This window comes from Micromonospora sp. NPDC050200 (assembly GCF_040656135.1).
Taxonomy (GTDB): Bacteria; Actinomycetota; Actinomycetes; order Mycobacteriales; family Micromonosporaceae; genus Micromonospora.
The window spans coordinates 81,755-92,068 of sequence record NZ_JBFALG010000029.1 but is presented as its reverse complement, the minus strand read 5'-3'; the positions used below and the strand labels follow the sequence as shown (position 1 = coordinate 92,068).

At 72.6% G+C, this 10,314-nt stretch carries 13 protein-coding genes; 6 read left to right on the top strand and 7 right to left on the bottom strand.

Features of this window, described 5'->3' with window-relative positions; translation table 11 throughout:
• Window positions 1-432: C39 family peptidase (locus AB0I41_RS20260; protein WP_357109560.1), on the top strand; the 432-nt coding region annotated here is incomplete at its 5' end.
• 88 nt (window positions 433-520) lie between these two features.
• On the opposite strand, the gene dusB is transcribed toward AB0I41_RS20260, so the two are convergent.
• The 7 genes from dusB to AB0I41_RS20225 all read right to left on the bottom strand — a co-directional run bounded on the left by dusB (window position 521) and on the right by AB0I41_RS20225 (window position 7,033).
• Entirely contained in the window at window positions 521-1,696 is a 1,176-nt protein-coding gene (gene dusB, locus AB0I41_RS20255) for a tRNA dihydrouridine synthase DusB (RefSeq protein WP_357109559.1), read from the bottom strand.
• A 103-nt stretch (window positions 1,697-1,799) separates the two neighbouring features.
• Entirely contained in the window at window positions 1,800-2,627 is an 828-nt protein-coding gene (locus tag AB0I41_RS20250; protein WP_357109557.1) for a hypothetical protein, read from the bottom strand.
• A complete protein-coding gene (locus AB0I41_RS20245; RefSeq protein WP_357109554.1) occupies window positions 2,620-3,543 on the bottom strand; it encodes a hypothetical protein in 924 nt (307 codons plus the stop codon). Before AB0I41_RS20245 ends, AB0I41_RS20250 begins: the two co-directional genes overlap by 8 nt.
• A gap of 68 nt (window positions 3,544-3,611) precedes the next feature.
• On the bottom strand, window positions 3,612-4,439 hold the full coding sequence (locus AB0I41_RS20240; RefSeq protein WP_357109552.1) for a hypothetical protein: 828 nt from the start codon (window positions 4,437-4,439) through the stop codon (window positions 3,612-3,614).
• 164 nt (window positions 4,440-4,603) lie between these two features.
• A complete protein-coding gene (locus tag AB0I41_RS20235) occupies window positions 4,604-5,983 on the bottom strand; it encodes a glycine--tRNA ligase (protein WP_357109549.1) in 1,380 nt (459 codons plus the stop codon).
• Window positions 5,984-6,100: 117 nt separating this feature from the next.
• Complete coding sequence (locus tag AB0I41_RS20230; protein ID WP_357109589.1) at window positions 6,101-6,574, bottom strand: hypothetical protein; 474 nt, start codon at window positions 6,572-6,574, stop codon at window positions 6,101-6,103.
• A gap of 117 nt (window positions 6,575-6,691) precedes the next feature.
• Window positions 6,692-7,033 carry an antibiotic biosynthesis monooxygenase gene (locus AB0I41_RS20225; protein ID WP_357109547.1) on the bottom strand — a complete coding sequence of 114 codons (342 nt, stop codon included), beginning with the start codon at window positions 7,031-7,033 and terminating at the stop codon, window positions 6,692-6,694.
• 26 nt (window positions 7,034-7,059) lie between these two features.
• On the opposite strand from AB0I41_RS20225, the gene AB0I41_RS20220 reads away from it, so the two are divergent.
• Genes AB0I41_RS20220 through AB0I41_RS20200 form a run of 5 tightly spaced genes read left to right on the top strand, consistent with a single transcriptional unit; the run spans window position 7,060 to window position 10,286 of the window.
• Complete coding sequence (locus AB0I41_RS20220; RefSeq protein WP_357109544.1) at window positions 7,060-7,317, top strand: DUF6703 family protein; 258 nt, start codon at window positions 7,060-7,062, stop codon at window positions 7,315-7,317.
• A gap of 54 nt (window positions 7,318-7,371) precedes the next feature.
• Complete coding sequence (locus tag AB0I41_RS20215) at window positions 7,372-8,316, top strand: metal ABC transporter substrate-binding protein (protein ID WP_357109542.1); 945 nt, start codon at window positions 7,372-7,374, stop codon at window positions 8,314-8,316.
• Complete coding sequence (locus AB0I41_RS20210) at window positions 8,313-9,074, top strand: metal ABC transporter ATP-binding protein (protein WP_357109540.1); 762 nt, start codon at window positions 8,313-8,315, stop codon at window positions 9,072-9,074. Before AB0I41_RS20215 ends, AB0I41_RS20210 begins: the two co-directional genes overlap by 4 nt.
• A 2-nt stretch (window positions 9,075-9,076) precedes the next feature.
• Window positions 9,077-9,943, top strand: a complete 867-nt coding sequence (locus AB0I41_RS20205; protein WP_357109588.1) for a metal ABC transporter permease — start codon at window positions 9,077-9,079, stop codon at window positions 9,941-9,943.
• A gap of 43 nt (window positions 9,944-9,986) precedes the next feature.
• A complete protein-coding gene (locus AB0I41_RS20200) occupies window positions 9,987-10,286 on the top strand; it encodes a metalloregulator ArsR/SmtB family transcription factor (protein WP_357109538.1) in 300 nt (99 codons plus the stop codon).
• Window positions 10,287-10,314: the final 28 nt, after the last annotated feature.

Here is a 10,314-nt window from a genome sequence, read left to right as displayed (position 1 = left end):
GTCCAGGGCAAGAACATCAGCGTCGACGCCATGGCCAAGGAAATGGGCACCACCGAGAACGGCACCAACAGCATCAACGACATCACCCCCGTCCTGAACAAGGAAACCGGTAAGAACGACGCCTACCACTCGGTGGAGATCAAGGACAGCAAGGCCGACGACAAGCAGACCGACAAGCTGCGCACCGACATCGTCCGCACCGTCGACGACGGCCGCGCCGTGGTCGCCAACATCGCCGGCACCACCACCGACACCGACGGCGGCGTCCACTCCTTCGAGGGTGGCCACTACATCAGCGTCGTGGGCTACCAGGACAACGGCAAGATCGTCACCATCGCCGACTCCGCCAACCCCGACCAGGCCTCCTACCAGATCACCGTCGACAACCTCGCCGACTGGATCGCCACCCGCGGCTACTCCGCCACCAGCTGACACCAGACACACACGAAAGGGCCGGCCCCCAACCGGGGCCGGCCCTTTCGCCGTCTCCGCGTCCGCCCGCGGGCGGGCGGACGGGTGGTCAGCCGCCGGAGTCGGCGAGTTCGGCGCCCTCCGGGACGGTGTCGTCGTCCCGGCTGGCCAGCCAGCCGTCGGGCAGGTACACCTTGCCAGGGGAGTTGGTGCGACCCCGGGGCTGGCCGAGGGTGGCCACCGGGAAGGGCTCGCTGAGGTCGAGCTTGCCGAGCAGGTCGTCGAGCTGCGCCAGGCTCTCGATCATCGCCAGGTCGCGGCGCAGCTCGCTGCCGACGGGGAAGCCCTTGAGGTACCAGGCGACGTGCTTGCGGAAGTCGGTGCAGCCGTCCCGCTCGCCCCGGGCCAGGGTGCGGGAGCCGGCGGTGAACTGGTCGACCAGCAGCTCGGCGTGGCGGCGCATGGTCTGCGCGACCTCGCCGAGGGTGGGCAGCCGCCGCTCGGTGCGGCCGTCGAAGGCGGCCTCCAGGTCGGCGAAGAGCCACGGCCGGCCCAGGCAGCCCCGGCCGATCACCACCCCGTCCACGCCGGTGTGTGCCACCATCCGCAGCGCGTCGTCGGCCTCCCAGATGTCGCCGTTGCCGAGCACCGGCACGTCCAGGGCCTGCTTCAAGGTGGCGATCGCGTCCCAGTCGGCGGTGCCCGAGTAGCGCTGCGCGGCCGTACGCCCGTGCAGGGCGACCGCCGCCACCCCGGCGTCCTGCGCGGCCAGCCCGGCCTCCACGTACGTCAGGTGGTCATCGTCGATGCCCTTGCGCATCTTCACGGTGACCGGCACCCCGGCGGGCGACGCGGCGTCCACCGCGGCCCTCACCAGGCGGGCGAAGAGCCGGCGCCGCCACGGCAGCGCGGAGCCGCCGCCCTTGCGGGTGACCTTCGGGACCGGGCAGCCGAAGTTGAGGTCGATGTGGTCGGCGAGGTCCTTCTCGACCACGATCCGCACGGCCGCGGCGGTGATCTCCGGGTCGGTGCCGTAGAGCTGGAGGCTGCGCGGTCGCTCGTCGGTGCCGAAGGCGATCATGCGCAGCGTCTTCGGGTTCCGCTCGACCAGCGCGACGGTGGTGATCATCTCGCAGACGTAGATGCCGCCGCCCTGCTCCCGGCAGAGCTGCCGGAAGCCGACATTGGTGATGCCGGCCATCGGGGCGAGCACCACCGGTGGCCACACCTGGTGCCGCCCGAGGGTGAGCGGGCGGAGCGCGACGGAGGGAGCGGGACTGGTCACGTACCCAAGAATCCCATGCCCGGCGCGATGGCCCGGGGCCCGGTGGCCGGTCGCCGCCGCGATGGTGAGCGAACTCGCACCGCGGCGGCGACCGGCGTACGGGTCAGTACGTGCCGGGGTTGGACAGGATCAGGCCCGAGACGTCCACGATCACCGACGTCGCGCTGTTGACGTGGATGGCGAACGCGAGCTGGTTGCCGTTGTAGGCCCCCAGCTGCACCTCGACCAGGTTGGAGAGGATCTGGTTCGGCCCCCACCAGTTCAGCGACGAGGTCTTCGGCTTGGCGATCGAGGAGCTGAACGCGGTCAGCACCCCGGCGGAGACCGTGTTGGCCACCGTGATGTTGACGTACGCCGCGGTGGCCCGCTCCGCCAGCGCCGGCGGCACGTTCTTGACGGTCAGGTGGATGACCTGGCCGGCGTTCAGCTTGCCCGAGGTCACCACGGTGGTGGAGCTGACCACGTTCGCGCTGTAGCTGGAGACCGACCGGGTGTCCAGGATCCGCTGCGGCGGGACGGCCATCGTCCGGTTCGCCCACCGCGAGGTGTTGACGTACGCCCGGACGCCGCCCTTGCCGCCGATCACCAGCTCACCGGAGGGGGTGACCGCCAGCGAGCCGGTCGGCAGCTCCTGCGGGATGTTCGCGGACGGGGTGGGGGTCAGCACCAGCGGGGGGCGGGTGCTCGGGGCGTCGACGGTCAGCGTCGGGGCCAGCGAGGAACCGCCGCGCAGCACGGTCTCGGTGCCGCCCGCGTCGTTGGTGACCCCGATGACCACCGGCTGCCCTGGGTCGGCGCCGGCCGGGGTGGCGACGACCGCCGCCGCACCGACGCCGGCGCCCGCGGCGACACCGGCCTTGATGATCCGGCGGCGGGTGGTCGACGACGTCTCGTCGGTGGTCACGTTGCTGGTCTCCTCGGTCTCACGCACGGGGCTGCACCTCCCGGTCACCGCGCTCGGCATTGGCCTTGATCACGTCGGCGCGTACGCCGCTGGTGCCCGAGTCGGCGGTCAGGCGCTTCGGGTTGTTGATGACGGCGGACTCCGGGTGGAACACCAGCAGGCCGGTCACGTCGAGGATGATCGCGCTGGCGCTCTTCTGCACCCAGATGGCCACGGTGTCCGGGTAGTAGTCACCGTTGCCGGTCGACCAGCCGCCGGTCTGGGTGATGACGCCGTTGGAGAGCAACTGGCCGGCGCCCCACCAGTTGATGGTGGACGCGGCCGGGGCACTGCCCCGGCCGTAGACGGTGGCGAAGCCGCCCTTCTCGGTCTTGGCCACGGTCACGTTGCCGATCATGCCGTCGCTGTACTCGACGATGCCGTCGAGGTGGACCAGCAGCCAGGCGCCCGCGACCGCGCGGCCCTGCGAGTCGATCTGCCCGGCGCCCTCCAGCAGCCGGGCCCGGCCGGCGGCGGTACGGGTGTCGAGCACCCGGGTGGGCGGGATCGGCACCAGCATGGTGGCGTTCGCCGTGGTGAGCGTCTCGTACCGCCGGACGACGCCGCCCGCGTCGGTGCCGGCGGCGCCGAGGCCGAGGGTGGTCGACTCCAGCGAGCCGGGCAGCACCGGCAGCTTCGACTCCGAGCGCTTGAGCAGCAGCGCGGGGCCGTTGTCGTTCTGCACGACGAGGGTGGCCGCGCCGTTGCCGGCGCGGCTGGTCACCGTGGTCGTGCCGCCGCTGTTGGGCGCGCCCAGCACGACCGGCTGGTTGGCGGCGGCGCTGGCCGGGGCGGCGTTCGCGGTCGTGACGGCGGTGGCGGCGACCGCCGCGCCGCCGGTGACAGCGGCCCGCCGCAGCAGGGTACGCCGCGAGGCGGAGCGGTCGGGTTCGGACGAAGTCATCTCATTCCCCCGTTGGATGGGTTGACGGTCTGCGACGGACGGGAGGTGGGCCGGGATTGGCCGGGCACCTACGCCCCACCGCCGAGCAGGACCTGGCTCGGGTGACCGACCAGCAGGCTGGTCATGTCGACGATCACGTGGGTCGGCGACGAGGTGGCCTGGAGGGTCAGCACGCTGCGGTACGCCCCGACCGCGCCCAGCTCGGTGAAGAGGAAGTTGGACAGGATCGTGCCGGCGGTCGACCAGTTGACCGTGGACGCGGTGGGCTTGGTGCCGCTGCCCCACACGGTGAGCACGCCGGCGCCGGTCATCCCGACCACGGTGACGTTGCCCTTGATCGCGTAGCCGTCGCGGACGTACGGGTCGAGGGCGAGCACGACCGGCACGCCGGGCTGGAGCCGGCCGAGGGAGTCCAGCGACCCGGAGATGATGTTGCGCCGCAGGTTGGCGTCGCGGGTGTCGAGGACCCTGGTCGGCGGCACGGCGACCGAGGTGGTGGCCCACTCGCTGGTCCACGCCCAGCCGTTGGTGGGCTCGGCGGCGGTGCCCGCCCGGACGAAGAGGTCGCCCTGGTCGTCGACCGCCACGGTGCCGGCCTCGGAGTCGAGCCCGTGCGGGTAGAGGCCCGAGCTCGGCACCAGCCGCAGCGGCGCGCCGGCCGGGTTGGCCAGCACCAGCGGCGAGTCGGTGTGGGTGAGCGTGGTGCTGGCCCCGCCGGCGTCGTTCGTCGTACCCATGATCAGGTTGTCGCCCGGGGCCGCCTGGGCCGCGCCCGGCATGCCCACCGCGGCGACGACGCCGGCGCCGGCCGTGGTGGCGGCGACCGTCGCGGCGCGGCGCAGCAGGCGCCGCCGCTTCGGGTCGTGGTCGTTGTCCTGTTGCGACGCGCGCGTCATGCACACACCCCCGTGATGAGATTCAACGCCGGGAATGCTCGCACGAGACTACGCCCGGGCTCAACCACCGGGCCAGGCCGACACGCCCCATTGGTCCGGATGGCCCGGAAAACGCGCCGGCCCCGCCCCGGCAGCGCGGGGGCGGGGCCGGCGGACCCGTCGTCTCAGCAGCCGGGCAGGCGCTCGATCAGGTAGCGCTCGACCTGGTCCAGGGCGACCCGCTCCTGGGCCATGGTGTCCCGGTTCCGCACGGTCACCGCGTCGTCGTCGAGGGTGTCGAAGTCGACGGTCACGCAGAACGGGGTGCCGATCTCGTCCTGGCGGCGGTAGCGGCGGCCGATCGCCTGCGAGTCGTCGAACTCCACCACCCAGCGCTTGCGCAGCTGCGCGGCCAGGCCCTTCGCCTTCGGCGACAGCGCCTCGTTGCGGGACAGCGGCAGCACCGCCACCTTGACCGGGGCCAGCCGCGGGTCGAAGCGCATCACCGTGCGCTTGTCCACCCCGCCCTTGGTGTTCGGGGCCTCGTCCTCGTCGTACGCCTCGAGCAGGAACGCCAGCACCGCGCGGGTGAGGCCGGCGGCCGGCTCGATCACGTACGGCATCCAGCGCTCCTGCTTCGTCTGGTCGAAGTAGGACAGGTCGACGCCGGAGTGCTTGCTGTGCGTGGAGAGGTCGAAGTCGGTGCGGTTGGCGATGCCCTCCAGCTCGGCGAACTCGCTGCCGCCGAACTGGAACCGGTACTCGATGTCGACGGTGCGCTTCGAGTAGTGGGAGAGCTTCTCCTTCGGGTGCTCGTAGAGGCGCAGGTTCTCCGCCGACAGGCCCAGGTCGAGGTACCAGTTCCAGCGCTCCTGGAGCCAGTACTCGTGCCACTGCTCGTCGGAGCCCGGCTCGACGAAGAACTCCATCTCCATCTGCTCGAACTCGCGGGTGCGGAAGATGAAGTTGCCTGGGGTGATCTCGTTGCGGAACGACTTGCCGGTCTGCGCGATGCCGAACGGCGGCTTCTTGCGGGCGACCGTCTCCACGTTCTTGTAGTTGACGAAGATGCCCTGGGCGGTCTCCGGGCGCAGGTAGTGCAGGCCCTCGTCGCTCTCCACCGGGCCGAGGAAGGTCTTCATCAGGCCGTTGAACATCTTCGGCTCGGTGAAGGTGCCCTTGTTGCCGCAGTTCGGGCAGTTCAGCTCGGACAGCGAGGTCAGCGGCTTGCCGTGCTTCTCGGCGTACGCCTCCTCCAGGTGGTCGGCGCGGAACCGCTTGTGGCACGACTGACACTCGGTGAGCGGGTCGACGAACTCGGAGAGGTGGCCGGAGGCCTCCCACACCTTGCGGGCCAGGATGACCGCGGAGTCCAGGCCGACGACGTCGTCGCGCTGCTGGACCATGGTCTTCCACCACTGCCGGCGGACGTTCTCCTTGAGCTCCACGCCGAGCGGACCGTAGTCCCACGCCGACCGGGTGCCCCCATAGATCTCACTTGAGGGGAAGACGAAGCCCCGGCGCTTGGCGAGGCTGACGACGGCGTCGATACGGTCGGCTGGCATGTTTCCTCCTACGCCGGCTGGCGGTCGGCGGGGACGTGATGTGGTCGGAACGAACAGTTCGGGACAACGGTACGACCCGCGGCGGTCCCGGGCCCAGCAGAATACCCGGGGGGCGGCTCACCGGATCCCGCAGACCTCCATGTCGCCGGTCTGCCGGTCCGGCGCGAGGGTCACCTCCTGGGTGCCCTGGGAGCCGCCGCTGAACGTGACGTTCACCGGCACGGTGAGCGCGTTCGGGTCGACCTTGCCCACCCGGTAGGCGGCGATCGCCGGCTCGGCGGCCACCCGCTGGGTGAACTCCGCCCGGGACTCGCGGTGCCGCGCGTCGTCGCAGAGCTTGTCGTACGCCGCGCCGAACTCCTTGTGGACCAGCGCCCGGTAGTAGGCGTCGGTGACCGCGTGCCCCTGCTCCTCGGTCGCCCGGACGTTGCTGACGATCAGGCCGACCAGGGCCCCACCGCCTCCGCCGCAGCAGATCAGCAGGGCGAGCGCCCCGACGCCGAGGCCCAGCCAGAGCCGCTTCCGGCCGCCCTCGGTGGGCGGCGCGGCGAACGGGGGGGCCACTCCCGGGCCGGGCGGCGGGGCGGGCACGCCCGGGTCACCCGGCGTCGCCGGTGGCGGACCGCCGTCCCGGCCGGGTGTCGCGGGGTACGGCGGTGGGGCTGCCGGGCCGGGTGCGGTCATAGGTGCAGGGTAGTGCCCGCAGGTTCAGCGGTGCGGACTCGCGGCCCGATCGCTGCTGGCCACCACGACCTCGCCCTCCGGGGCGGCGCTGGCCAGCGTCTCGTACGCGGACGGCTCGTCGAGCGACTCGGCGAGCAGCGGCACCGCGGCGATCTTGACGTCGAACCCGCCCAGCGCCCGCCGGTACGCCCCGACCGACTCCCACTCGGTGACCAGGCACCAGTGGGCCGGGTCGTCGAGCGCGCGCAGCAGCTCGCCGCGCAGGTAGCCGGGGCGGGCGGCAAGCGCCGCGAGGGCGGCGTGCGCCCGGACGACGAAGTCGTCCGCCACCTCGACCTCGACCACGAACCGGTTGGTGACCAGCACGGCGTCCTCCTCGTAGAGTCTGTGGGATGCAGCGTACGCAGAGCCCTCTGCTGGTCCGGCTGGCCCGGGCCAACCCGACCTCGGTGTTCCTCGCCACGCTGGTGGTGGTGCTGGTGGCGCTCTTCGCGCCCGGCCCGGTGGGCGGCGTGCTGCTGCTGGCGCTCGCCGCCGGGCTGAGTTGGCTGCTGGTGACCACCTGGCCGGTGCAGGCGCCGCAGACCCGGATGGTCCGGCTGCTGATGCTGACCCTGCTGGTCGCGGTCGCGCTGGCCAAGCTGCTCTGACATGCACTCATGCGTTTTTGACAATCATTTCCGTTGTCACGGACAGTTGATGTCATGAACATCCCCTCCGCTCCGCGCGCCCTGGCCGCCGCCACCGCCCTGCTCGCCCTCGGCGGCGTCGCCGCCTGCTCGCCGGGCGGGGCGGGCGCCGACCCGCAGCGGGTCGACGTGGTGGCCGCCTTCTACCCGTTGCAGTTCCTCGCCGAGCGGATCGGCGGCGACGCGGTCACCGTCGCCAACCTGGCCAAGCCGGGCGCCGAGCCGCACGACCTGGAGCTCAATCCGCGCCAGGTCGGGCAGGTCAGCGACGCGGAGCTGGTCGTCTACCTCAAGGGCTTCCAGCCGAACGTGGACGAGGCCGTGGATCAGAACGCCGCCGACCGCGCCTTCGACGTGGCGACGGTGCAGCCGCTGCTGACCGCCTCGGCCGGCGGCCACGACCACGAGGATGAGGCCGGTCACGCCGAGGAGCGGACCGGCGGCCTCGACCCACACCTCTGGCTCGACCCGACCCGGCTGGCCACCGTCGGCGACCAGCTCGCCCAGCGGCTCGGCCGGACCGACCCCGAGCGGGCCGCCGACTACACCGCCCGGGCCGCGACGCTCCGTGGCGAGCTGGAGAAGCTCGACGCCGAGTTCGCCGCCGGGCTGAAGACCTGCCAGCGCCGGGAGATCGTGGTCAGCCACACCGCCTTCGGCTACCTCACCGAGCGCTACCAGCTGGAGCAGGTCGGCATCACCGGCCTCGCCCCCGACATCGAGCCCTCCCCGAAGCGCCTCGCCGAGGTCGCCGCGGAGGCCCGCGAGCACCGGGCCACCACGATCTTCTTCGAGACGCTGGTCAGCCCGAAGGTCGCCGAGACCATCGCCGAGGAGGTCGGCGCGAAGACCGCGGTGCTGGACCCCATCGAGGGGCTGTCGACCGGCTCCGGCGGGGACTACCTTTCGGTGATGCGCACCAACCTGCAGACCCTGCGGACGGCGTTGAGCTGCTCGTGACCGCACCCGTCATCACCGTCACGCACGGAGTGGTCGGCTACGACGGCCGACCCGTGCTGCGGGACGTCTCGCTCACCGTCACCGCCGGCGAGGTGGCCGCCGTCCTGGGGGCCAACGGCTCCGGCAAGTCCACCCTGATCCGCGCCGTGCTCGGGCTGGTCCCGCTGGTCGCCGGCTCCGTCGAGCTGTTCGGCACCCCGCTGCGCCGGTTCCGGCAGTGGCAGCGCATCGGGTACGTCCCGCAGCGGCTCGGCGCCGGCGGCGGCGTACCGGCCACCGTGCGCGAGGTGGTCGCCTCCGGCCGGCTGGCCCGCCGGGGCGTGCTCCGCCCGCCGGGGCGCGCCGACCGGGAGGCGGTCGACGCGGCGCTGCGCGCGGTCGGGCTCGCCGACCGGGCCGCCGACCCGGTCGCCACCCTCTCCGGCGGCCAGCAGCAGCGCACCCTGATCGCCCGGGCCCTCGCCGGCCGGCCGGAACTGCTGGTGCTCGACGAGCCGACCGCCGGGGTCGACGCGGCCAGCCAGGAGGCGTTCGCCACCGCGCTGCGCGACTTCGTCGCCGACGGCGGCACCGTGCTGCTCGTCGCCCACGAGCTGGGCCCGCTGCGACCGCTGATCAGCCGGGCGGTGGTGGTGCACCAGGGTGGGATCTGCCACGACGGCGCGGTGCCCGAACCCGCCGGCCACCACGCGGAGCCCGACCACGACCACGTGCACCCGCACGGTCCCGACGAGCCCGCCGGGCTGTGGAGCAGCTGACCATGGAACTCTTCCAGCACCCCTACATGCAGCGCGCGCTGATCGGCGCCCTGGTCATCGGCCTGGCCGCCCCGGCACTCGGCATCTACCTGGTGCAGCGGCGGCTGACCCTGATCGGCGACGGTATCGGCCACGTCGCGCTGACCGGTGTCGGCGCCGGGCTGCTGCTCAACCGCTCCCCGGTGCTGGTGGCGGTGGTCGTGGCGACCGTCGGCGCGATCACCATCGAGCTGGTCCGGGCCCGCGGGCGCACCTCCGGCGACCTGGCGCTGGCGCTGCTCTTCTACGGCGGCATCGCCGGCGGGGTGATGCTGGTCGGGCTCTCCGACGCCACCAGCGCCAGCCTCAACGCGTACCTCTTCGGCTCGCTGAGCACCATCTCCGCGCAGGACCTGACCACCATCCTGGTGCTCGGGGCGGCCATCCTGGTCACCATGCTGGCGCTGCGCCCGGCGCTCTTCGCGGTCTGCCAGGACGAGGAGTACGCCCGGGTCTCCGGGCTGCCCGTCCGGGCGCTGAACCTGCTGCTGGCCGTGTCCGCCGCGGTAACCGTCACCATCGCCATGCGGGCGGTCGGGGTGCTGCTGATCAGCGCCCTGATGGTGGTGCCGGTCGCCACCGCCCAGCAGGTCACCCGGGGGTTCCGCAGCACCATGACGGCGGCCATGGCGCTCGGCCTCTTCGCGGCCGGGGCCGGGGTCTGGGTGGCGGCCACCGCCGACACCGCCCCGGGCGCCTCGGTCGTGCTGCTGGCGATCGCCTCCTTCCTGGTGGTCGCGCTCGCCGCCGCCGGCTGGCGGCTGCTGCGCCGGCGGGCCACCCCGGCCGGCACGCCGGCGGCCGAGCCGCACGAGGTCCTGCTCCGGTGACGCCGCCCCGCGACGGGTCGGTGGTATTGGTTATCGTTGCAGGGTGACCGGCACAAACGGGTACGAGGCCTACGAGGGCGCGGGTGAACTGCTCCGCGCCCTCGCCGCCCCGATCCGGCTGGCGATCGTGAGCGAACTGGCGCAGGGTGAACGATGTGTGCACGAGCTGGTGGAGAAGCTCCGCGCCCCGCAGCCGCTGGTATCCCAGCACCTGCGGGTGCTGCGCGGGGCGGGGGTGGTCCGTGGCTCGCGGCGCGGCCGCGAGATCGCGTACGTCCTGGTCGACGAGCACGTCGCGCACATCGTTGCGGACGCGGTGAGCCACGCCGGGGAGGGATCATGAGCGAGCGCAGCGAGCGAATCAATCGGCG

Coding starts and splice junctions, on each gene's coding strand:
- AB0I41_RS20245 (WP_357109554.1), bottom strand. CDS start 3,543: ATGACTTCGTCCGAACCCGACCGCTCCGCCTCGCGGCGTACCCTGCTG.
- AB0I41_RS20205 (WP_357109588.1), top strand. CDS start 9,077: ATGGAACTCTTCCAGCACCCCTACATGCAGCGCGCGCTGATCGGCGCC.
- AB0I41_RS20215 (WP_357109542.1), top strand. CDS start 7,372: ATGAACATCCCCTCCGCTCCGCGCGCCCTGGCCGCCGCCACCGCCCTG.
- AB0I41_RS20235 (WP_357109549.1), bottom strand. CDS start 5,983: ATGCCAGCCGACCGTATCGACGCCGTCGTCAGCCTCGCCAAGCGCCGG.
- AB0I41_RS20220 (WP_357109544.1), top strand. CDS start 7,060: ATGCAGCGTACGCAGAGCCCTCTGCTGGTCCGGCTGGCCCGGGCCAAC.
- AB0I41_RS20240 (WP_357109552.1), bottom strand. CDS start 4,439: ATGACGCGCGCGTCGCAACAGGACAACGACCACGACCCGAAGCGGCGG.